Below are 24473 nucleotides of genomic sequence, written 5' to 3' on the forward strand. Positions count from 1 at the left end.
TATCGACCTCCTGATTCCAGACATACTCTATTGAAAGCTTATTCAGCCTCGTCCAAAAAAATGCTATAATTAACATTTAGTTAGAAAGGAGTGTTCATTTATGGCATTCGATGGATTATTTACAAGAGCAACTACACATGAAATTGAAAATTCTCTTTACACAGGAAGAATTTCCAAAATATATCAACCTTCAAAATACGAGATTTTATTACATATTCGAGCGAATGGAAAGAACCAAAAACTAATTCTTTCATCTCATCCTACATATGCGCGTATGCACTTAACGAATCAAAACTACGATTCGCCAGCAATACCGCCGATGTTCTGTATGCTTCTTCGCAAACATTTAGAAGGTGGATTTATTGAAAAAATTGAACAAATCGACTTAGAACGCATTATTCAAATTACAGTTCGCAGTCGTAATGAAATCGGAGACGAATCATTAAAAACATTAGTAATTGAAATAATGGGACGACATAGTAACATTATCTTATTAGATACGAAAACAAACGTAATTTTAGATAGCTTAAAACACGTTTCATTAGCCGTAAACCGTCACCGAACTGTATATGCTGGTGCTGAGTACGTCGCGCCACCAGCCCAACATAAAATCAATCCTCTGCAAATTGAAACCGCAGATGATTTTATTAGACCGCTAGACTTTCTATCTGGAAATATGGATAAACAACTCGTCGGTGCTTTCATGGGAATATCCCCATTATTTGCAAAAGAAGTAGTAAAGAAAGCCGGTATGGCAAACGAGAAAGCATTATCAGAAGCATTTTTCTCTATACAAACACCATTACTATCTCATGCATATACACCTACAATGATTACTGCAAATGGAAAAGAATTCTTTTATCTTTTCCCTCTTACACACTTGCAAGGAGAAGAAAAAACATTCTCATCAGTGAGCGAATTGTTAGATCGTTTCTTCTTTGGCAAAGCAGAACGTGATCGTGTAAAACAACAAGCTCATGATTTAGAACGCTTTATGCAAAACGAAAAAAACAAAAACGAGAAAAAACTCATTAAACTCGAAAAAACACTGCAAGATGCTGGAAAAGCAGATAAATATCAACTATTTGGAGAGCTACTTACAGCCAATATGTACGCTTTAAAAAAGGGCGATAAAGATATTGAGGTCGTTAATTATTACGATGAGAATGGTGGAACTGTAAAAATTACATTAGATCCTTTAAAAACACCATCTGAAAATGCACAACGCTATTTCCAAAAGTATCAAAAAGCAAAAAATTCAGTTGTTGTTGTAGAAGAACAAATCGAAAAAACAAATGAAGAAATTCTTTATTTTGATAGCTTACTTCAACAAATGGAAGCTGCTTCTTCAAAAGATATTGAAGAAATTCGTGAGGAATTAGCTGAAGAAGGTTATGTGCGCAATCGCAAAACGAAAAACGCAAAGAAAAAGCCTACTAAACCAGTATTAGATAAATATGTAGCAAGTGATGGCACAGAGATTTTCGTTGGTAAAAACAATAAACAAAATGATTATTTAACAACGAAGTTTGCCCGCCGTGATGAAATTTGGTTACATACGAAAGACATACCTGGCTCTCACGTTGTCATTCGTTCTTTAGAGCCTGCTGAAGAAACTTTACTAGAAGCTGCCAAAATTGCTGCCTATTACAGTAAAGCGAAAGAGTCTAGCTCTGTACCTGTTGATTTCACCAAAATACGCCATGTCAAAAAACCGAGTGGTGCAAAACTTGGTTTTGTTACGTACGACAATCAGCAAACCGTATATGTAACACCAGATGCTGATATTGTAATGAAATTAAAAGCGTAAATAAAAAATGCGTTGCTTATAAGCAACGCATTTTTTTATATTCGTTCACACTAATTCATATACCCATTTACTAATTCATAACACCTTGCTTTTGTCATCTTATATTTCTCTTCTGAGGCTTCGATACGCCTCATCGTTCCGTTATTTGTATCAGTACCAATTGCTTTAACTTTACTTTCTTTTTCTTTAACCCACGCAATTTGTTTCGTTTTTAACGACTGGAACGCATCAGCTGACATCGTACTTTTTAATGTACTGTAAATTTCATTTAGTTTATTATCCCACAGTTCATAATTTCCTTCTATTTCATTTACTATATCATTGGTTGACATAGCATTCGTATGTTTTTCTTGTTTATCTATAGCAGCTAATTCGCTTAAAACATTTGCTCTATCTATCTTTGAAGAAGATTCTTTTTGCGATTGTTTCTCGTCTTTTGAGCCTGTATACGCACTGGAATCCTTTCTCTGTACTTGTTCTGTTTCTTGAATATTTCTTTCTTTCGTTACTTTTTCATACCTATTTTCATCTACATTGTATGAAATAAGAGATGTTTTCGCATTTACAGTAATTAATCCGTTACTATCTTTGAATATATATTTCTTATCGCCACTATTTTCTTCACTTACAAATGACACATTCTTATCGTCTGGCATTTGTAAAATTCTATTTGCTTCTTCTTTTGTAAGTTTTAAATCTTCAGGAAAAACGAATGACCATTTATCCATTAACCATTCCCCTTCTTTATACACCAAATGAAATTCCCATTCTTGGGCCGCATGACCTATTTCATCTTCTAAACTTAATGTATGTACCGTTAAATTTTCTTTATCTTGTGAAGAAGAAAATCTTATTTCAGATTGAAAATAATTTGGGAATGGTAACATATCAGTCTCTCTCGATCTATTAAAGTTATTAAGCAATTCAGGAAGCTGATTCTCTACAAACTTTTTTGACACTAATCCCTTAACTCCTTTTTTAACTGTCTCTAAATCCCCAGGATTATTTCGGCTCCATCCATTTTCTTTTTCCATCTCACTAAACGCGTTTGCTATTCCATCTACACTCTTTCTTACAATCTTTTTTGCTTCTTTTTCTGTCACTTCTGGCGCTTCATCAAGCTGGTCAATCATTTTATTCACTTGAACTTTGTTTTCACTTGTTTCACACCCCGTTATAACAAGCATACTAGCGGCCAAACAAAATGACATTACTTTACTTAATTTCTTCATACATTCACATTCCTTAACCCAATTTTTTCGTTACATCTCTTTACCTACAAAAAAACGTAACAATCCCTTATTATACCAATTTTTTAATTTATTTATACAAAAAATATAATATTTAAATTAAAAAGATTTTGTTTGCAAGTTTACATTATTGTTCATTCACATAAAAACTTACTGTAAAAATTTTATATATATTTATTTTACATCCGTCTAGTTTTTTTGACACACAGCTACCCTCTTCTCTTTTATTCTAAATAAATATATTGGCACAATTCTTGCTTTATTAATGTAAAAAGGAGGAATTAAAATGAATATAAGAATAACTAACATCCAAAAACAACTACATAATTACGGAATCGACGGGTTACTTATTACAAAGAAAGAAAACCGTCAATACGCAACAGGCTTTACAGGTAGTGCTGGCGTCGTCTTAATCTCTGCCGATCAAGCTGTTTTTATCACTGATTTCCGCTATGTAGATCAAGCGAAATCACAAATAAAAGATGCTGAAATTATTATGCATAAAGGAAATTTAGAAAAAGAAATTGCACATCAAGTATCGAAATTAAACATTCAAAAACTTGGAATTGAAGAAAACAACATGACATTGCAACAATATAAAAACTTGCAAAAATACGTACAGGCGGAAATGATTCAAGTGTGCGAAATTATCGAAAATATTCGTATCATTAAAGACACGCCTGAAATAGAAACAATGAAAATTGCAGCTAATATCGCGGACGAAGCATTTCACCACATTCTTACGTTTCTAAAACCAGGAATAAGTGAAAATGCTGTACGAGATGAATTAGAATTTTTCATGCGAAAAAAAGGGGCTACATCTTCTTCATTCCAAATCATTGTAGCCTCAGGCGTTCGTTCTTCACTTCCCCATGGAGTTGCATCAAATAAAATAATCGAACGAGGGGATATCGTTACATTAGACTTCGGTGCACTTTACGACGGATATTGTTCCGATATAACACGTACTGTAGCAATAGGGGAACCATCGGAAGAATTCAAAAAAATATACAATGTTGTACGAGAAGCGTTAAAACGTGGGACTGAAGCGATTAAGCCTGGAGAAACTGCGAAAAGTATCGATGATATAACGAGGGATTACATTACAGAACATGGATACGGTCAATACTTTGGCCACTCTACTGGGCACGGTCTTGGGTTAGAAATACATGAACCTCTTCGCTTATCTCAAGAAAGTACGGCTACTTTAGAAGAAGGTATGGTTGTTACAGTTGAACCTGGTATTTACATTCCGAACTGGGGCGGTTGTAGAATTGAAGATGATATCGTCATTACAAAAGATGGATATGAAGTTATTACAAAATCAAATCGAGAACTAATTGTTATTCCTTGTTGAAATCACGACCTTTTTTAAAGGAGTTTTTCGTTGCACATAGAATTCTTTCTCTGGAGTCATCGTTTAAGAGGGGGAATTTAAATTGAATTTTGTAATTGATAAGATAGATGGGTTACAGCCTGAATTTTCAAATCTTGTTTCCATGATGAATTACGCTCGCTATACAACAATGCAAGGGGTGGAAGGTTTAACAATTGAGGAACTTGATTATTTATATGATAAGGACACAAATTCAATTGGCATGTTATTGTACCATATGGCCGCTATTGAATTTTACTACCAGATTCATACTTTTGAAGACCGTGAACCAACGGAGGCTGAATTAGAACGCTGGTTACCTGGCATTGAATTAGGCGATCTTGGACGTGAGAAAATAAAAGGAAACGCTATAGAATTTTACATAAATACATTACAAGAAGTACGTTCCAAAACAATCGAGACTTTTCAATCGTTACCTGATGAATGGTTATTTAAAACGACAGACTTTTGGTATGACAAACCAGCAAATAACTATTTTAAGTGGTTTCACGTTTTTGAAGATGAAATCAATCATCGTGGACAAATTCGTTTAATTAAAAAGATGCAAAAAGCTCATGCAGTAAAATAAGAAAGTGCCACCATATAAGGTGGCACTTTCTTTTATTCATTTTTTAGGATTAACTGTATTGTAACATCCATTTATCGTTCTCACCATTACAGTACATGAAATTTTTTTCTTTTTCCTATACTCACATACTTTCACTGCTTTCATACAATACACTACACGAATGCCTAAAGGATGTGAATGTTATGGGAGTTGAATTAACGCTATTACACGCTCTCTACATTATTTGTTTACTCACTATTATTACCTTTTTTATTCTCCGAAAAGATACGACTATCATTTGTATCGTTTTTATCTTTTTATTAGCATTAACTGCAACAAGTTCTATCCCTCTTGCCATTAGCGGAATTTTTCAAAGTTTCATTTACGCCATTACTGAGCTATTACCAACTATATTAATCATCTCCATTATCGTATCAATGAGCAATTTACTCGTTCATACTGGCATAAATGATACGATGATTTCACCATTTACAAAAATGATTCGTACACCTACACTCGCCTACTGGATTATCGGCCTTTTAATGATGACCATTTCTTTCTTCTTTTGGCCTTCTCCAGCTGTCGCCTTAATGGGAGCTATTTTATTACCGGTTGCTGTACGTGTCGGCCTTCCTCCAATTGGGGTTGCAATTGCTATGAACTTATTTGGACACGGCATCGCCTTATCTGGAGACTTCGTTATTCAAGGTGCACCGAAATTAACTGCAGACGCGGCTGGTCTCCCTGTTTCCAGCATCGTATCTGCAAGTGTTCCACTCGTTATCGTTATGGGCATTGTTACAACTTCTGTCGCTTTTTTCTTCTTACGAAAAGAGTTTCATACAGGCTTATCTATACAAGAAGCTATTCCATCAACTGAGTCTTCTAAAACGCTCACTTCATTATCTTCTCGCATAAAAAAATGGCTCGCTATTTGTATCCCTATCATATATATCATTGATATCCTTTGCATGATTCAATTTAAATTACAAGGAAGCGACGCAACTGCACTTATCGGCGGAACGACTGTTATTATGATTATCATCATTTCCCTCATCGCCTACAAAGGAAATGGACTGAATAAAACGACCGATTATTTCATAGAAGGGCTCCAATTTGGCTTTAAAATTTTCGGACCAGTTATTCCTATCGCTGCACTCTTTTATTTAGGAGATAGTGGATTTGTAAAAATTATCGGGGACTATTTACCGAAAGGTTCACACGGAATCATTAACGACTTAGGCATCGCTTTATCTCAAACTGTTCCTTTAAATCAATATGTATCGGCAGGGACATTAACCATCGTTGGTGTCATTACCGGCTTAGATGGATCAGGTTTTTCAGGTATATCACTTGCTGGTTCCATTGCCAATCTTTTTGGAACAGCACTTGGCCATGGAACAGCTACATTAACAGCACTCGGGCAAATTGCAGCTATATGGACCGGGGGCGGGACGTTAATTCCTTGGGCACTTATTCCTGCTGCTGCGATTTGTAAAGTCGATCCATTTGAACTTGCACGCCGAAACTTTTTACCGGTTGTTATCGGTTTAATTGTCACCACGATCGTTGCGATGTTTATTCTATAACGTAAGCAAGTGTTCTCTTGCTTACGTTTTTTGCTTGTAAAATTCATCATGAATTATCAGTTTTCAAGAGGGATTCGTTATTACTTAGCGAAATTATATTAGGAGAGTAATTATTTCAAAACGTTTACGAGAAACAGATTACTGCAATTAGAAAAGGGGACATACCTATGAATGAATTGATTTTCGTCTTATTAATTTGTCCATTACTTATCTTTATCGTTTCTGTTATTGGAACGCGCAAGACGAAAACGTATTACGTAATGCCGATTGTAACGTTTGCTAGTTTTTTAATAATAGGTGTTATCGCCTTTACTCCAAAATTTTTCTTTTGGGTTGGCATGTACAGCATCTTCTCATTTATTGTTTCTTATATGACTTTATTGTTTGTAAGAGGATATGAGCTTGCAGAAAGCGCTAAGTAGTTAAGGAGATTGTAATATGATTTTCTTTGATATTGATGGAACTTTACTTGATTATGAGGCTGCAGAAAGAAATGGTATTATAGATTTTTTTCAAATATATAATACTATTTTTTCAGGCAATGAATTAGAGGCAACGAAAGTCTGGCATGAATTATCAGAAGAATATTTCAACAAATTTTTGTCCAAAGAATTATCTTTTCAGGAACAACAAAGGATGCGAATGTATCATTTATTTAAAGCATATGGAGTAAACTTATCCCCCGAGGAATCTCAGCATAAATTCAATCAATATATAGAACTATATAAGAACAACTGGACCGCATTTGAAGATGTAAACTATACATTACAGACCTTGCAGGAAAAAGGGTACTCATTAGGTATCATTAGTAATGGTGAATATGAGCAACAAGTCGAAAAGTTAACTACTCTAAACATTCTACAATATTTCAAATATATATTTACTTCTAGTGAATTTGGGATATCGAAACCAGATCCTGAAATTTTTCACAGAAGTGTATTACAATCGAATCTTGAAATGAAAGATTGCTATTATATTGGCGATCGATTAGAGACTGATGCGATTAGTAGTACAGCAGCTGGGATGCAAGGGATATGGTTGAATCGGGATAACTCACAAATCAAGTACGATATTCCTACTATCTGTTCGTTACATGAAATTATAACAATGATATAAAAAACGACCGCGTTCCCCCGCGGTCGTCTTTTTTCGTGTTACGCTGTGATCCAAGCTTCGTTAGCTGGATTTTTACGCCACTCTTGTAATTTCTTCGTTTCAGCTTGTCCAATCATACCTTTTTCTGCTGCAACTTCAGTTAATGCACTGTAATCACTTAAAGAATATGATGCTACGTTCGCTGCTTCTAACTTTTCTTTTCCTGCTTCTAGCTCGTATGTGAAGATTGATACGATCCCTAATACTTCACAGCCAGCTTCGCGAAGTGCTTCTACACATGTAATTGCACTACCGCCAGTTGAAATTAGGTCCTCTACTACTACTACTTTTTGACCTTTTTCAGCTTTTCCTTCGATTTGGTTCCCTTTACCGTGACCTTTTGCTTTACTACGTACGTAGCACATTGGTAAATCCATACGATCGCTTACCCATGCAGCGTGCGCAATACCAGCAGTTGCTGTTCCTGCAATAACTTCTACAGTTGGGAAGTGCTCTTTAATCAACTCTTCTAATCCAGCTGCAATCGCTTGACGTACTTTTGGATAAGATAAAGTTAAACGGTTATCACAATAAATTGGTGATTTCATACCTGAAGACCATGTGAATGGATCGTTCGGTTGTAAAAATACTGCTCCAATTTCTAATAAATGCGATGCGATTTCTTTTTTCATACTGTTACACCTTCCCACTGTTGTTTTACTGTTTTATACGCTTCAAGCGGATTTTCTGCTTTTGTAATACTACGTCCAACTACGATGTAGCTTGAGCCAAGTTCCCTCGCACGTTTTGGTGTTGCTACGCGCACCTGGTCATTTACATCATCGCTTGCAAGACGAATCCCCGGTGTTACTGTTACAAATTCATTTCCGCATACTTCACGTAATTTTGGAACTTCAAGTGTTGAACAAACAACGCCATCAAGTCCACTTTCTTTCGTTAGTTTTGCATAATGAGCAACCGCTTCTTCTAACGTTTTCTCAATGCCGATCTCTTTTTTCATCATAGCTTCTGAAGTGCTTGTTAGTTGTGTAACTGCAATACAAATCGGTCTCTCTTTTCCTTCTTGCTTACCTTCCTCTAATCCCTCAATCGCAGCTTTCATCATACTGCTTCCCCCTGCAGCATGAACATTTACCATATCAACATCTAGACTAGCTAGGCTACGCATAGCGCTTTTTACTGTATTCGGAATATCATGAAGTTTTAAATCTAGAAAAATCTTATGTCCTTTTTCTTTTAAGTACGTAATAATCGCAGGGCCTTCTTTGTAAAATAACTCCATACCAACTTTGACAAATAACTCTTCCCCTTCAAAGTGGCGCAAGAATTGTTCTACATCTTGTTTCCCTGGAAAATCTAATGCAACGATTAACGACTGTGACATGTTTGCTTCCAGCTCCTTCCTTGACATTCCGAAATGTGATCAAATCCTAATTCATCTAGTAATGCTGGTAACTCTTCAATAATTGTCGGACATACGAACGGATCAATAAAGTTCGCTGTACCTACTGCAACTGCGCTTGCGCCAGCATAGAAGAATTCAATTACATCTTCCGCTGTCTCAATACCACCCATTCCGATAATCGGAATGTTTACCGCTTGGCTTACTTCATGTACCATACGAATTGCTACTGGCTTAATCGCAGGACCTGATAATCCACCTGTACGGTTTGCTAAAATTGGTTTAGCTGTTTTTAAATCTAGACGCATACCAAGCAATGTATTAATCATCGTTAAACCATCTGCACCTGCATTTTCAATCGCTTTTGCAATTTCCACAATGTTTGCCACGTTCGGTGACAACTTCACGTATACAGGTACTTCAGAAACCTCTTTTACTCGCTTCGTTAAATCAGCAGCAATTTCAGGATTTGTACCAAAGGCGATACCACCTGTTTTTACGTTCGGACAAGAAATATTTAATTCTAGTGCATGGACATTAGGCGCTTTAGAAATTTCCTTCGCAACCGCTACGTAATCCTCAGCTTGTGAGCCTGCAACGTTCGCAATAATTGGAATGTCAAATTGTTCTAACCATGGTAATTCCGAATTCATTACTTTGTCTAATCCCGGGTTTTGAAGTCCGATTGCATTTAGCATGCCGCCTGGTGTTTCAGCAACACGAGGCGTCGGATTTCCATAACGTGGTTGTTCTGTCGTCGCTTTAATCATGATTGATCCTAATACACTTAAATCGTAAAACTGTGCATATTCACGACCAAACCCAAAGCATCCAGATGCCGGTATAATTGGATTTTTTAATGATAATCCTGGTAATTCAACTTGCAATCTGTTCATAGTACAACCTCCCCGATTGGAAATACTGGTCCGTCGCTACACACCTTCTTGTAAGAATGTCCACTTGGATCTTCTTGTAAGTGGCATACACATGCGAAACAAGCTCCAATACCACAGCCCATACGTTCTTCTAATGAAATATAGGCTTTTTTCTCTTTGTAACGTCCTTCTAATGCACGAAGCATCGCTAACGGACCACATGAATAAAGAATATCAAAGTCAATTCCGTAATTATCAATTACATCTGTGACAAATCCTTTTGTACCGTGTGTACCGTCTACTGTTGCAACGTACGTATCACCAAGTTCTGCAAATTTTTCTTCATAGAAAACTACATCTTTCGTTTGAAAGCCTAAGATGTGAATAACACGTACACCTTTTGCAACGAGGCGCTGTGATAATTCATAAAGTGGTGGTACACCAATTCCCCCGCCTACTAGTAAAGCTGTTTGACCAGCTTCTGCTTCTTCTACAGGAAAACCGTGTCCTAATGGTCCTAGTACATCTACCATTTCACCTTGTTTTCTAGTTGCTAATGTTTTTGTCCCTTGTCCTTCGGCACGATATAGCATTGTAAATTCGTTCTTCTCTTGATCTACATTACAAATACTAATTGGGCGGCGCAGAAGGGGCGCAATGCCCTCTGCTACCTTAATGTGTACAAACTGCCCTGGTTCGTTCATTTGCTGTACTAACGTTCCTTGAAGCACTAATTCGTAAATATTTTTTGCGATTTCTTTTTGATTAACGACGATCATATTTTGCTTTTGCATCATGCATGTACCACCTCGTGACGCTTTGTTTGCGTAATTTCTTTCATTGAATGAGCTGAGAATGTCATAGATTCTAATACTCGTAAGATTGCTCTCGTTGTATCAAGTGATGTTAAGCAAGCCACACCATTTTCTACTGATTCACGGCGAATGCGGAAACCATCACGCGCTGGTTGTTTACCTTTTGTTAATGTGTTAATTACAAACTGTGCTTTTCCTTGACGGATAATATCTAGTAAGTTGTAGTCTTCAGAATCAATTTTGTTTACAACTTGTACTGGGATATTTTGCTCTTCTAATGATTGTGCTGTTCCAGCTGTTGCTAATAAGTTATAGCCGATTTCGTGGAAACGTTTTGCAATTTCCATCGCTTCTTCTTTATCTTTATCAGCTACAGTAATGATTACTGAGCCGTGCGTTGGGATGTTAATTCCAGAAGCAACTAATCCTTTATATAATGCTTTTTCAAGCGTTAAGTCTTTACCCATTACTTCCCCTGTTGATTTCATTTCAGGTCCTAATGTTGTATCAACTGAGCGTAGTTTCGCGAATGAGAATACCGGAGCTTTTACATATACTTCTTTCTCTTCTGGGTGATAGCCAGTTCCGTATCCTTGCTCTACTAGGTCTTGCCCTAAAATAACTTTCGTTGCAACATTCGCCATCGGTACGCCTGTAATTTTACTTAAGAACGGTACTGTACGGCTTGCACGTGGATTTACTTCAATTACGTACACTTGATCTTTGAATACTACAAACTGGATATTTAGTAATCCAACAATGTTTAATCCTTTTCCAAGTGCAATTGTATGTTCAATGATTTGTCCTTTTAGTTTTTCAGATAAACTTTGTGGTGGATATACTCCAATTGAGTCACCAGAGTGAACTCCAGCGCGTTCAATATGTTCCATAATACCTGGAATGAATACATTCTCACCATCCGAAATTGCATCTACTTCAATTTCTTTACCAACCATGTAACGGTCGATTAATACTGGGTGATCTGCATGAACTTTAACTGCATTTTTCATGTAGTGCAGCAGTTCTTCTTGACGATATACGATTTCCATTGCACGTCCACCTAGTACGTAAGATGGTCTTACTAATACTGGGTAACCAATTTCTTCTGCGATTGCTACCGCTTGTTCTACAGTCGTTGCTGTTTTACCAACTGGTTGCGGGATGCCAAGTTTTGTTAAAGCAGCTTCGAATTTATCACGATCTTCTGCACGGTCTAAGTCTTCAAGTGATGTTCCTAAAATTTTCACACCGTGTTCTTCTAGTTTCGCTGCTAAGTTAATTGCCGTTTGTCCACCGAACTGAACGATAACACCTTCTGGTTTTTCTAAATCGATAATGTGCATTACATCTTCAATCGTTAATGGTTCAAAGTATAATTTGTCAGAAATACTGAAGTCTGTTGAAACTGTTTCTGGGTTGTTGTTAATGATAATTGCTTCATATCCAGCTTCTTTAATTGCCCATACTGAGTGAACTGTTGCGTAATCAAACTCAACACCTTGACCAATTCGGATCGGACCAGATCCTAGAACTACTACACTCTTACGATCTGTTACAATCGATTCATTTTCGTCCGCATATGTGCTGTAGTAATATGGCGTTGCAGATTCAAACTCTGCCGCACAAGTATCTACCATTTTGAATACTGGCATCATATTATTTTCTTTACGCATATCGTAAATTTCGCGCTCCGTTTTGTTCCAAGCTGCTGCAATGTAGTGATCGCTGAAGCCCATTTCTTTTGCAGTTTGTAGTACTTCTATATTTCCTACATTCGCTTTTACTTCACGTTCCATATTTACGATGTTTTCAACTTTTTGTAAGAAGAAGAAGTCCATTTCACACCATTCATTGATTTCTTCTTTCGTTACACCTTGGCGAATTGCTTCTGCTACAATAAACAGTCGTTCATCATCCGCTTTAATGATACGTTTTTTCATCGTTTCTTTATCAAGTTCTTTTAAGTGGTCTAATTCTAAGTGATAAATGCCAAGCTCTAAAGAACGAACTGCTTTTAGTAATGATTCTTCTAAGTTACGTCCGATTGACATAACTTCACCAGTTGCTTTCATTTGTGTTCCAAGCGTTCTGTTCGCTGATTCAAACTTATCAAACGGCCAACGTGGAATTTTTGAAACAACATAGTCTAACGCTGGCTCGAAGCAAGCGTAAGTTTTTTGTGTTACTGGGTTTACAATTTCATCTAACGTTAAGCCGACTGCAATTTTTGCTGCTAATTTCGCAATTGGATATCCAGTTGCTTTAGATGCTAGTGCAGATGAACGACTTACACGTGGATTTACTTCGATTACATAGTATTGGAAGCTATATGGATCAAGCGCAAGCTGAACGTTACATCCACCTTCAATTCCTAGTGCACGAATAATTCGTAATGAAGTGTTACGTAACATTTGATATTCACGGTCGCTTAGCGTTTGGCTCGGTGCTACTACAATCGAATCACCTGTGTGAACACCAACTGGATCGATGTTTTCCATGTTACATACTACAATCGCGTTATCATTTGAATCACGCATTACTTCATATTCAATTTCCTTACAGCCAGCAATACTTTTCTCTAATAAACATTGTGTTACTGGACTATGTTTTAAACCACTTGTTACGATTTCAATTAGCTCTTCTTCGTTATGGCAAATTCCGCCGCCCGTTCCTCCTAATGTGAACGCTGGTCGAACGATTACTGGATAACCAATTTCATTTACAAATCCATATGCTTCATCAAGGTTATGAATAATTTCACTTGGTGGTGTTGGTTCATTTAAATCTTGCATTAATGTACGGAATAAATCACGATCTTCCGCTTGCTCGATTGCTGATAATTTTGTTCCTAAAATTTCAACTCCGCACTCGTCAAGTACGCCTGATTTTGCAAGTTCAACAGCCATGTTTAAACCTGTTTGACCACCTAATGTTGGTAGGATTGCATCAGGACGTTCTTTACGAATAATACGGCTTACGAATTCTAATGTTAATGGCTCGATGTATACTTTATCTGCTGTTGCAGTATCCGTCATAATTGTTGCTGGGTTAGAGTTAACAAGGATTACTTTGTAACCTTCCTCTTTAAGAGATTGACAAGCTTGTGTACCAGAGTAGTCAAACTCCGCTGCTTGCCCAATTACAATTGGTCCTGATCCGATTACTAAAATTGTGTTAATGTCTAGGCGTTTTGGCATAACTCTTCCCCTTCTTTCTTGAAGTTTTCAATCATTGTTAAGAAATCTTCGAATAAATCATTTGCATCTTCTGGTCCCGCTGAAGCTTCTGGATGGTATTGTACTGTAAATGCTGGGAACTTCTTATGACGAAGACCTTCTACCGTTCCATCGTTTAAAGCAACATGTGTAATTTCAAGATCTGTATTTTCAACTGATTCTTCTTCTACTGCGTATCCGTGGTTTTGAGATGTAATTGCTACTTTTCCAGTTGCAAGATTTTTTACTGGATGGTTTAAACCACGGTGACCAAATTTCAACTTACTTGTATTTGCACCTGATGCTAGAGCGAACAATTGATGTCCTAGGCAAATTCCGAATAAAGGAACTTTACCGATAATGTCTTTTAACATTTCAATTGCTTCTGATACATCTTTCGGATCTCCAGGTCCATTACTTAACATAATTCCATCTGGGCTAAGGCGTAAAATTTCTTCTGCTGTTGTGTTGTAAGGAACTACAATTACATCACAGTCACGCTTATTTAATTCTCGTAAAATACCATGTTTCATACCGAAGTCTACTAGTACAACTCGGTGACCACGACCTGGGCTTGGGTATGGATCTTTCGTTGATACGCGTTTTACATGATCTGTAAATACTGTCGCTTTTAATTGACTTACAATGTACTCTACATCTGCATCCATATTACAAAGGCGTCCGCGTAATGTACCGTATTGACGAATTTTTCTCGTTAATTTTCTCGTATCAATCCCTGCTAATCCTGGGATATTTCTTTCTTTCAAGTAATCATTTAACGAAATTTCATTACGGAAGTTTGATGGATGATCACAAATTTCGTTTACGATTAAACCATTTACAGATGGGTGAATGGATTCAAAATCGTCACGGTTAATGCCGTAGTTTCCGATTAATGGGTACGTGAATGTTACGATTTGACCGCAATATGATGGATCAGATAATGTTTCTTGATATCCAGTCATTCCTGTTGTAAATACAACCTCACCTGACTTTTCGATTTCGCCTCCGAAACCTGTTCCAATTAATACTGTTCCATCTTCTAAGATAAGTTGTCTTTTCATACTAATGCACTCTCCTTTTGCCATGCGATCTTACCACCAACGATTGTCATTACCGGCCATCCTTGGCATTTCCAACCTGCGAATGGTGTATTTTTTCCTTTTGATAAGAATGTTGTTGGGTCAATCTCTTCTTCTTGTTCTAAATCAATGATTGTAATATCAGCTGCTCTACCTTCTTTTAGGCGACCTGCTTCTAAGCCGAATGTATCAGCTGGCTTTTCTGTTAAGAATTGAATTAACTGTTCTAGCGTAATAACTCCCTTTTTCACAAGGTTTGTGTATAGAAGCGGGAATGCTGTTTCAAAACCAGTAATTCCAAACGGTGCTCTTTCAATTCCTTGTGCTTTCTCTTCCGCTGTATGCGGTGCATGGTCAGTTGCAATCATATCGATCGTTCCATCTAATACACCTTCAATTAATGCTGCATGGTCTTCTTTTCCACGAAGCGGTGGGTTCATTTTAAAGTTAGGATCAGCTGATGGGATATCATCTTCACATAACACTAGGTGATGCGGTGTTACTTCTGCTGTTACTTTAATTCCAGCGCGTTTCGCATCACGGATTACACGTACCGAACCTTTCGTACTTACATGACATACGTGATAGTGGCAATCTGCTGCTTCAGCAAGCAGTATATCCCTTGCAATATGTACAGATTCACATACTGATGGGATACCGTTTAATCCGTGTTTCTCAGAAAACTTCCCTTCATGTACACAACCTTTATTAATAAGCGTATTCTCTTCACAGTGCGCAACTACTGCCATATCTAATTTTGCTGCACGTTTCATAGCCGCTAACATCATGCTCGCATCTTGTACGCCTACGCCGTCATCTGTGAAAGCAAATGCTCCAAGTTCTTTTAATGTTTCGAAATCTGTCATTTCAGAACCAGCTTGACGTACTGTAATTGCTCCGTATGGTAGTACGTTAACATGAGCTTTTTCTTCAATACGTTTTTGCAAGTCTTCCATATGTTCTCTGCAATCTGGTACCGGGCGTGTATTTGGCATTGCGCAAATTGTAGTGAATCCACCTTTTGCCGCTGCTAGTGTACCTGTTTCAATTGTTTCTTTATGTTCACCACCTGGTTCACGAAGATGTACGTGTACATCTACTAATCCAGGTGCGATTAACTTTCCGTTCACATCGATTACTTCAGCATTATCTGCCGTAATATTTTCTGCTACCTTAGCGATTTTACCGTCTTGTACGAGAAGATCCGTTGCTACGATTTTTCCTTCTTCATTCATATAACGACCATTTTTAAACAAATAATTCATGTTTCATTCCTCCTAATACATTTGGTAAGGCGCGTTTTAGTACAGCCATTCTTACGTAAACTCCATTTTCCATTTGTTTAAATATGCGTGAACGCTCACACTCAACAAGTTCACTTGCAATTTCAACATCACGGTTTACAGGAGCTGGATGCATAATAATGCTTCCTTCTTTCATACGCTTTTCTCTTTCTACTGTTAATCCGTGTTTCTCATGATATTCTTTCATAATGTCTGTTTCATAATGATCATGACGCTCATGTTGTACACGGAGTAACATCATTACATCAACTTCTGGAACAAGTTCATCTAATGGTTTGTATGTTCCAAATGTGTTGTCTTCATCTTTCCACTCTTCTGGACTTGCAAAGTAAATTGTTGCACCAAGCTTCGTTAATGCTTCTGCATTAGAACGTGCTACTCGGCTATGACGAACATCTCCTACTATTGCAATCTTCAAACCTTCAAATCTTCCAAACTCTTGTTTAATTGTAAGAAGATCGAGTAGGCACTGCGTTGGGTGGTTTCCGCATCCATCTCCAGCGTTTAAGATTGGAATATTCACCTGATCTTTTAGTTCATCGAAGTAGCGATCTTGCTCGTGGCGGATGACCACTGCTTTTGTTCCGATTGATTCTAGTGTTCTTATCGTATCGTATAAAGTTTCTCCTTTTTGTACGCTAGATGCATCAGCTGAAAAGTTTAAAACATCAAGTCCTAATCTCTTCTCAGCAACTTCAAAGCTAAATCTCGTTCTCGTACTATTCTCAAAGAACAAGTTCGCAACAAAAGTTTGCTCTGTCGTTTTGCTCTCTTTTCCATTCGCAAAATCTTCTGCATCTTTTAGGATTTCTGAAATTTCTACTTCCGATAATTCACTCATCGTTAACAAATGGCTCATCGTCATCCCTCATCTTTCTGATTTTTATGTTACCACTTTTGAATTTTTATAACAACCTTTGCATAAAAATACCCTAGTCATGTGAGACTAGGGTGCAAGAAAGAAGCCACCCTTTCCGGTCTCACAGGACTGAATTAAAAGGTTATTATTATGAAGCAATCTGCTTAGATTGTTTTATTTGTTTCGTTTCCGGTAGTAGTAGATTTAACAGTACACCTATAATTGCTGCTAGTGCCATTCCTTCTACTTGGAATGATTCTCCTACGTGAAGTACCGCTCCACCAATACCGATTACTAATATTACTGATGCAATCATTAAGTTTCGTTTGTCACTTAAATCTGTTTTATCATCTACCATCATGCGTAATCCGCTTGATGCGATTACACCGAATAGTAAGATTGATACACCACCCATAACTGGTGTTGGGATCGAATGAATCAGTGCAGAAATCTTACCGATAAACCCGAACATGATTGCGAATACTGCTGAACCGATGAATAAGTATACACTGTATGCTCTCGTAATTGCTAGCACACCGATGTTTTCACCATACGTTGTATTCGGTGGCCCACCGATTAGTGACGCAATTAATGTTGCTACTCCGTCACCGAAGATTGAACGGTGTAAACCTGGTTTTTCAATTAAATCTCTTTTAATAACATTTCCAAGAACAATTTGATGTCCGATATGTTCTGATATTGTTACTAGTGCAACTGGTACCATCAAGAGTACAATCTTCCATGAAAACTCTGGTGTATATGTTACAAATGGTACTGTGAAATCTGGTACAACAAACCATTTTGCCTCAGCTACCGGCTTTAAGTCTACTAGCCCTTGGAAGTAAGCGAAGATATATCCGCCGATAATGCCAAGTAACACTGGTATTATACTGAAAAATCCTCTTCCAAATATCGAGCATATAATTGTAATTGCTAATGTTACTAATGCTACTGAAAAGTGTGTAAAGCTATATTTGCCATCCGCACCGTTCATCGCCATGTTAACTGCTGTATGTGCTAAAGCTAGACCGATTACCATTACTACTGGACCAACTACGATTGGTGGTAGTAATTTCATAATCCACTCTGATCCTGATTTCTTAATTCCGAGTGAGATTAAGATGTACACAAGTCCTGCTAGCAAACCACCAAGCATTGCTGCTCCCGGTCCACCTGCCGTTTTCGCTGTTATAATCGGTGCGATAAAGGCGAATGATGATCCTAGATAGGCAGGTACTTGACCTTTCGTTATAAGAAGGAACGCTAACGTTCCTAATCCACTTGATATTAATGCTACTGATGGATTCAATCCTGTTAAAAACGGAACAAGCACTGTTGATCCAAACATCGCGAACAAATGTTGTATACTTAAAAATAACCATTTTCCCGGTTTCGGTACTTCATTAACGTCTAACACTGGCTTTTGTTCCATTGTTACATCCTCCTTCAGTTTAAATCTTTGCAATAAAAAAACTCTTTGTGCCTGTGCACAAAGAGTCCTACACTTTCGTATGCCAAATTTGACATATGAAAGCCAAGACCCTTTGGCAGCCTCACAGGACTACATTTAAAAGGGCTTTACTTATCGTATATGCTTACTCGATCTTGTTGATCTGTCTCTTGCAAATCAACTTCGATACGCTCTTCACTTGATGTTGGAATGTTCTTCCCTACATAATCAGCGCGAATTGGTAATTCGCGATGACCTCTATCAACAAGAACCGCCAATTGGATTTGAGATGGTCTACCTAAATCCATAAGAGCATCCATTGCTGCTCGAACTGTTCTTCCTGTATATAATACGTCATCCACAAGGATAACTTTCTTCTTCGTAATATCTACAGGGATATCAGAACCTTTTACAAGTGGTTCTTTATTTTTCGATTGTAGTGTTAAATCATCACGATATAACGTAATGTCTAACTCTCCAACTTCCATTTCTTTTCCTTCAATTTGACCAATTCGTTCTGCCAAACGTTGTGCAATAAAAATTCCACGAGTTTTAATTCCGACAAGAACACAATTATCGACACCTTTATTTCGTTCCACGATTTCATGACTAATTCGTGTTAAAGCGCGGCGAATCATTTGGTCATCTAAAACGACAGCTTTCTCTTGCATGCTCTACACCTCCAAGCTTTTTTCTTGCGTGAGAGTAATGGTATAAAAAAAGTCCTCTCAGCGTGTGCGAGAGGACTTTTGAAAAAAGGGTACAACATACCCTAAGTATTTCAAACCGTTACCTTCTCAACCTCACGGGGCTGTGTTAAAGGATCATTATTTAACTGTTGTCAGTATCTCAGTTTTCTTATGATTTGTCAATACTATTTTCGTAAAATATTTAATACGTCTTCAAACACTTCTGGAATCGGTGCCTCAAACTGAATATATTCACCAGTACGAGGATGATCAAAGCCTAAAATACCCGCATGAAGTGCTTGTCCATTCATATCTAACGTTTTCTTCGGACCATACTTCGGATCTCCTGCAAGTGGATAGCCAATATATTTCATATGAACACGAATTTGGTGCGTACGTCCCGTTTCTAAGCGACATTCTACAAGCGTAAAGTCTTTAAAGCGTTCTAACACTTGGAAGTGCGTAACAGCGTTCTTACCATTTTCATCAACTGTCATACTTTGACGCTCTTTCTTATCACGAGCAATCGGAGCATCAATCGTTCCCTTATCATGCGGAATCACACCGTGTACAATCGCTTTGTAACGTCTCGTTACTGTTTTTGCTACAAGCTGATTTACAAGCGATTCATGTGCCATATCATTTTTAGCAACCATTAATAGTCCAGATGTATCTTTATCAATACGATGCACGATACCTGGACGCATTACACCGTTAATGCCTGATAAGTCTGTACAATGGTGCATAAGGCCGTTTACAAGTGTACCACTTGTATGCCCTGGTGCTGGATGTACAACCATACCACGTGGCTTATTTACAACAAGCACATCTGCATCTTCATAATAAATTTCTAAATTTAAATCCTCTGGTTGAATATCTAACTCTTCTGGTTCAGGAATTGTTACTGTAATTTCATCTTCTTCTTTTACTTTATAATTCCCTTTTACCGCTTTTCCGTTTACTGTCACAACGTCATCTTTAATCCATTGCTGCACTTGCGTACGTGACCATTCGTTATTTATCCCTGCAACGAATTTATCAATTCGCTCGTTTTTTTGCTCTGCTGCAACTGTTACTTGTACTACTTCACTCATTCAATTACTCCTTCGCTTTCTTGCCTTCTAATAATGTTTGAATAATAATTAATACAACACCAATACATAATGCTGAATCAGCTATATTGAATACTGGATAGTTGTACGAGAAAATATACACGTGAATGAAATCCACTACTTCTTGTCTAAATACACGATCAATAAAGTTACCAATTGCCCCGCCCAAAATTAGGCTTAACGAAATACCTAGAAGCTTGTCTGTTTTCGCATACTTTTTCATATAAAATACAATAAACACTACAAAAACAACTGTAATAATGTAGAAGAACCACATTTTATTTTCTAAAATACCCCAAGCAGCGCCTCTATTTCGATGTGATGTTATGTATAATACATTGTCGATAATCGGAATACTCGTACCCAATTCCATGTTCTTTACAATTAACCACTTCGATATTTGATCGATAGCAATGACGAATAACGCTATTACATAATATATCATTTTCATTTCCCCCACAAAGACAGTGTACCTCAAAATTTTAGCATAGCTGCTACCTTTTCACAATGAACCTTTATAGAAGAATAAAATAAATTAAAAAAAGGTAATATAATATCGTTGTGCGTATTCATACATTTACCTTTTCGTAGAAGAATTCATGAATCGTACGGGCAGTCGGCATTGTCTTCATTTGCTTTGTCGAAATTAATCTCCCCGTCTCTTCACAAATACCATACATGTCTATTTCCATTTTAAATAATGCGCGTTCTACATCCTTTAAATCCTCTTTTATATCATGTAATAGCAATTTTTTCTTTATCTCTTCCTTAATTTCATATCCAAGCTCTTGGCTGAACTCGACATCATATTTGTGCATTACTTCTTTAGCTAGTCTCTCTTGCAACTCTTTTCTCATCAATTGCAATTCTTCTTTTATTTCCATGTAAATTTCATTCACGTGTACATTCCTCCTAGCTGTAATGTACAGTTAGTGTGTCCGAAATTTATTTGCTTACCTCACACACATTTTTCCTTCACAGGAAAGAGTCTGAAAGTGATCTTGATATACCATCAACAAAAAAACTGACCGCATCAATAGCAGTCAGTTTTTTATTATTTTACATAGTTTTCTTTAACAACTGTTGCACAACGCTCACATAATGTTTCATGTTCAGCATCTTTACCAATTGTTTCTGAAACTACCCAACAACGTTCACATGTTTCACCAGTTGCTTGAACAACAACAACCGCTGTATGTTCATACTTCGGTGCATCTGCTGGCGCTTCATCCATCATACCACCAAGTTTATACTCAGAAACGATGAATAATTGCTTTAAGTCTTCGCTAATAGACTCTAACATAGCTTTCATTTCTGCAGTTGGATATAGCGTAATGCTTGCATTTAATGACTTACCGATTACTTTTTCATTACGAGCTACTTCTAGTGCTTTTAACACGTCATCACGTAATGTCATAAATGCATCCCATTTTGTTTTTAACGCTTCCGCGTCATCTAATTGTACAGCTTCTGGCATATCAGTTAATTGTACACTTTCTTCTGTTACGCCTGGAATATATGGCCATACTTCATCAGCTGTGTGCGGTAAGATTGGTGTTACAAGTTTCGTTAACGCAACAAGAACATCATATAATACAGTTTGAATTGCACGACGATCTTCGTGGTTTGCACCTTCAATGTATAAGATGTCTTTTGCAAAGTCTAAGTAGAATGAACTTAAATCAATTGTACAGAAGTTATGAATTGCATGATACACAGCAGCGAAATCGTATGTCTCATATGCTTCTTTAACTTTTGTAATTAAGTCATTTAATTTTACTAACATGTAACGATCTACTTCACGAAGTTCAGCTACAGCTACTGCATTTTCACTTGGCTTAAAGTCGTCTAAGTTTCCTAATAAGAAACGGAATGTGTTACGGATTTTACGATACACTTCTGCTACTTGTTTTAAAATATCATCTGAAATACGTACGTCAGATTGATAGTCAACAGAAGATACCCATAAGCGTAAAATGTCTCCGCCTAATTGATCCATGATTTTCTTCGGTACGACGATGTTTCCAATCGACTTACTCATTTTACGTCCTTCACCATCTAGTACGAAACCGTGGCTTAGTACGCCTTTATATGGAGCTTTACCTGTTACAGCAACTGCTGTTGATAATGAAGAGTTAAACCAACCACGATACTGGTCAGATCCTTCTAAATATAAATCAGCTGGACGCTGTAAATCTTCGCGCTCTTCTAATACCGCTTGGTGAGAAGAACCTGAATCGAACCATACATCCATGATGTCTGTTTCTTTACGGAATTCACCATTTGGGCTACCTGGATGTGTAAATCCTTCTGGTAATAGATCTTTCGCTTCACGCTCGAACCATACGTTAGAACCGTGTTCACGGAATAAATCTGCTACATGGTTAATTGTTTCATCCGTAATAATTGGATCACCATTCTCAGCATAGAATACCGGAATTGGCACACCCCATGCACGCTGACGAGAAATACACCAGTCACCACGGTCACGAACCATATTATGAAGACGAGTTTCTCCCCATGCTGGTACCCATTTTGTTTCTGCTACAGCTTCTATTAATTCTTTACGGAATGCTTCAATAGATGCAAACCACTGTGCTGTCGCACGGAAAATAATTGGTTTTTTCGTTCTCCAATCATGTGGGTATGAATGTGTAATGAATGTTAGTTTCAGTAACGCGCCTACTTCTTCTAATTTTTCTGTAATTGGTTTGTTAGCTTTATCATAGAATAAGCCTTCAAATCCAGGTGCCTCATTTGTTAATACACCTTTATCATCGACTGGGCAAAGTACTTCTAATCCATACTTTTTACCAACAACGAAGTCATCTTCCCCGTGTCCTGGTGCTGTATGAACACAACCTGTACCTGCATCTGTTGTTACGTGATCTCCTAGCATAACTAATGAATCACGATCGTAGAATGGATGTTTTGCAACTGTATACTCAAGTTCGCTACCTTTTACTGTTTTCACAACTTCAGCATTTTCCCACTCTAACGTTTTTGCAACTGTCTCAAACAGCTCAGAAGCAATGATATATTTCTCATCATTTACTTTTACAATGCTATATTCAAGCTCTGGATGAACAGAAATACCTAAGTTTGCAGGTAATGTCCAAGGTGTTGTTGTCCAAATGATGTACTTTTCATCACCTTCTAATACGTTCTTTCCATCTTTTACAGGGAATGCTACGTAAATAGATGCTGATTTTTTATCTTGATATTCAATTTCAGCTTCCGCTAAAGCAGATTCACTCGTTGGAGACCAGTAAACTGGTTTTTGACCTTTATAGATATAACCTTTTTTCGCCATGTCACCAAACACTTTAATTTGTTGTGCTTCATAAGCTGGCTCTAAAGTAATATATGGATTATCCCAATCTGCACGTACACCTAGACGCTTAAATTGTTCACGTTGACGTTCTACTTGTTCATATGCATACTCTGCACATAACTTACGGAACTCAGCAACTGTCATTTCTTTACGTTTTACACCTTTATTTGTTAAAGCTTGTTCAATTGGTAAACCGTGCGTATCCCATCCCGGAACATATGGCGCACTAAAACCAGTCATTGATTTATAACGAACAATAAAGTCTTTTAATACTTTATTTAATGCATGTCCCATATGAATGTCACCATTCGCATATGGAGGTCCATCATGCAATACAAATAAAGGACGACCTTTTGTATGTTCTTGTACTTTTTCGTAAATATTCATTTCAGCCCATTTTTCTTGCATTGCAGGCTCACGTTTTGGTAAATTCCCACGCATTGGGAACTCTGTTTTTGGCATCAGTAATGTATTTTTGTACTCCATGCTCAATTCCTCCTTACATGTATAAAAGAAATACTTAAAAAACGGAATAAAAAAGAGACCTTCTCATCCCCAAAAGGGACGAGAAAGTCTCCCGCGGTACCACCCTAGTAGATTATATACATATGTATAGAATCCTCTTTAT

General features: G+C 37.3%; 21 protein-coding genes, 1 pseudogene and 1 other annotated feature (1 of these 23 cut by a window edge). Of the genes and pseudogenes, 6 read left to right on the plus strand and 16 right to left on the minus strand.

Annotated elements, in window-relative coordinates:
* The first annotated feature begins 100 nt into the window (after positions 1 to 100).
* Complete coding sequence (locus D1166_RS07090; RefSeq protein ID WP_097856243.1) at positions 101 to 1810, plus strand: Rqc2 family fibronectin-binding protein; 1710 nt, start codon at positions 101 to 103, stop codon at positions 1808 to 1810.
* A gap of 50 nt (positions 1811 to 1860) precedes the next feature.
* Here D1166_RS07090 and D1166_RS07095 read toward each other — a convergent pair whose 3' ends face one another.
* On the minus strand, positions 1861 to 3042 hold the full coding sequence (locus D1166_RS07095; RefSeq protein WP_000736527.1) for a lysozyme inhibitor LprI family protein: 1182 nt from the start codon (positions 3040 to 3042) through the stop codon (positions 1861 to 1863).
* 304 nt (positions 3043 to 3346) lie between these two features.
* Between D1166_RS07095 and D1166_RS07100 the strand changes: the two genes are divergently transcribed.
* Both D1166_RS07100 and D1166_RS07105 read left to right on the plus strand, forming a co-directional pair.
* A complete protein-coding gene (locus tag D1166_RS07100; protein WP_001026209.1) occupies positions 3347 to 4417 on the plus strand; it encodes a M24 family metallopeptidase in 1071 nt (356 codons plus the stop codon).
* A gap of 82 nt (positions 4418 to 4499) precedes the next feature.
* Positions 4500 to 5024 (plus strand): DinB family protein, encoded by a 525-nt coding sequence (locus D1166_RS07105; protein WP_001012043.1) that lies wholly within the window; start codon positions 4500 to 4502, stop codon positions 5022 to 5024.
* Between the two features lie 42 nt (positions 5025 to 5066).
* Here the strand turns inward: D1166_RS07105 and D1166_RS32145 are convergent.
* A pseudogene (locus D1166_RS32145) lies at positions 5067 to 5168 on the minus strand (YoqO family protein); the annotation flags it as partial.
* Between the two features lie 38 nt (positions 5169 to 5206).
* Here D1166_RS32145 and D1166_RS07115 point away from each other — a divergent pair.
* From D1166_RS07115 to D1166_RS07125, 3 genes are all read left to right on the plus strand, one after another.
* Positions 5207 to 6592 carry a hypothetical protein gene (locus D1166_RS07115; protein WP_000537865.1) on the plus strand — a complete coding sequence of 462 codons (1386 nt, stop codon included), beginning with the start codon at positions 5207 to 5209 and terminating at the stop codon, positions 6590 to 6592.
* Positions 6593 to 6759: 167 nt separating this feature from the next.
* The gene (locus D1166_RS07120; protein ID WP_001003933.1) at positions 6760 to 7014 is read left to right on the plus strand and encodes a YbeF family protein; all 255 of its coding nucleotides are present in this window, start codon (positions 6760 to 6762) and stop codon (positions 7012 to 7014) included.
* Positions 7015 to 7030: 16 nt separating this feature from the next.
* Positions 7031 to 7708, plus strand: coding sequence for an HAD family hydrolase (locus D1166_RS07125; protein WP_097856061.1), 678 nt, complete (start codon positions 7031 to 7033; stop codon positions 7706 to 7708).
* 38 nt (positions 7709 to 7746) lie between these two features.
* Here the strand turns inward: D1166_RS07125 and pyrE are convergent, their stop codons facing one another.
* The 14 genes from pyrE to ileS2 form a co-directional block, all read right to left on the minus strand.
* Positions 7747 to 8379 carry an orotate phosphoribosyltransferase gene (gene pyrE / locus D1166_RS07130; RefSeq protein WP_000711449.1) on the minus strand — a complete coding sequence of 211 codons (633 nt, stop codon included), beginning with the start codon at positions 8377 to 8379 and terminating at the stop codon, positions 7747 to 7749.
* Positions 8376 to 9092 carry an orotidine-5'-phosphate decarboxylase gene (gene pyrF / locus D1166_RS07135; protein ID WP_000083496.1) on the minus strand — a complete coding sequence of 239 codons (717 nt, stop codon included), beginning with the start codon at positions 9090 to 9092 and terminating at the stop codon, positions 8376 to 8378. The genes pyrE and pyrF overlap by 4 nt, the downstream gene beginning before the upstream one ends.
* Complete coding sequence (gene pyrD / locus D1166_RS07140) at positions 9077 to 10006, minus strand: dihydroorotate oxidase B catalytic subunit (RefSeq protein WP_097796334.1); 930 nt, start codon at positions 10004 to 10006, stop codon at positions 9077 to 9079. Before pyrD ends, pyrF begins: the two co-directional genes overlap by 16 nt.
* Positions 10003 to 10782 carry a dihydroorotate oxidase B electron transfer subunit gene (gene pyrK / locus D1166_RS07145; RefSeq protein WP_000983359.1) on the minus strand — a complete coding sequence of 260 codons (780 nt, stop codon included), beginning with the start codon at positions 10780 to 10782 and terminating at the stop codon, positions 10003 to 10005. The genes pyrD and pyrK overlap by 4 nt, the downstream gene beginning before the upstream one ends.
* Positions 10779 to 13997, minus strand: coding sequence for a carbamoyl-phosphate synthase large subunit (gene carB / locus D1166_RS07150; RefSeq protein WP_097856060.1), 3219 nt, complete (start codon positions 13995 to 13997; stop codon positions 10779 to 10781). The genes pyrK and carB overlap by 4 nt, the downstream gene beginning before the upstream one ends.
* Positions 13982 to 15079, minus strand: coding sequence for a carbamoyl phosphate synthase small subunit (locus D1166_RS07155; RefSeq protein WP_000828684.1), 1098 nt, complete (start codon positions 15077 to 15079; stop codon positions 13982 to 13984). The genes carB and D1166_RS07155 overlap by 16 nt, the downstream gene beginning before the upstream one ends.
* Positions 15076 to 16362, minus strand: a complete 1287-nt coding sequence (gene pyrC / locus D1166_RS07160; RefSeq protein ID WP_097856059.1) for a dihydroorotase — start codon at positions 16360 to 16362, stop codon at positions 15076 to 15078. The genes D1166_RS07155 and pyrC overlap by 4 nt, the downstream gene beginning before the upstream one ends.
* On the minus strand, positions 16346 to 17260 hold the full coding sequence (gene pyrB, locus D1166_RS07165; protein ID WP_000018849.1) for an aspartate carbamoyltransferase: 915 nt from the start codon (positions 17258 to 17260) through the stop codon (positions 16346 to 16348). The genes pyrC and pyrB overlap by 17 nt, the downstream gene beginning before the upstream one ends.
* 148 nt (positions 17261 to 17408) lie before the next feature.
* Positions 17409 to 18692 (minus strand): uracil permease, encoded by a 1284-nt coding sequence (gene uraA, locus D1166_RS07170; RefSeq protein ID WP_118043263.1) that lies wholly within the window; start codon positions 18690 to 18692, stop codon positions 17409 to 17411.
* Between the two features lie 146 nt (positions 18693 to 18838).
* Entirely contained in the window at positions 18839 to 19381 is a 543-nt protein-coding gene (gene pyrR / locus D1166_RS07175; RefSeq protein ID WP_001156491.1) for a bifunctional pyrimidine operon transcriptional regulator/uracil phosphoribosyltransferase, read from the minus strand.
* A gap of 203 nt (positions 19382 to 19584) precedes the next feature.
* Positions 19585 to 20493 carry an RluA family pseudouridine synthase gene (locus D1166_RS07180; RefSeq protein ID WP_000005830.1) on the minus strand — a complete coding sequence of 303 codons (909 nt, stop codon included), beginning with the start codon at positions 20491 to 20493 and terminating at the stop codon, positions 19585 to 19587.
* Between the two features lie 4 nt (positions 20494 to 20497).
* Positions 20498 to 20956: a lipoprotein signal peptidase LspA gene (lspA, locus tag D1166_RS07185; RefSeq protein WP_000642184.1), complete on the minus strand. Its 459-nt coding sequence runs from the start codon at positions 20954 to 20956 to the stop codon at positions 20498 to 20500.
* Between the two features lie 124 nt (positions 20957 to 21080).
* Positions 21081 to 21410, minus strand: coding sequence for a TraR/DksA C4-type zinc finger protein (locus tag D1166_RS07190; RefSeq protein ID WP_001002956.1), 330 nt, complete (start codon positions 21408 to 21410; stop codon positions 21081 to 21083).
* Between the two features lie 155 nt (positions 21411 to 21565).
* On the minus strand, positions 21566 to 24331 hold the full coding sequence (gene ileS2 / locus D1166_RS07195; protein WP_000455952.1) for an isoleucine--tRNA ligase: 2766 nt from the start codon (positions 24329 to 24331) through the stop codon (positions 21566 to 21568).
* Between the two features lie 71 nt (positions 24332 to 24402).
* Positions 24403 to 24473: a binding site (T-box leader), on the minus strand (it continues 153 nt past the right edge of the window).

The organism is Bacillus sp. ISO11, assembly GCF_003458115.1.
GTDB lineage: Bacteria > Bacillota > Bacilli > Bacillales > Bacillaceae_G > Bacillus_A > Bacillus_A cereus.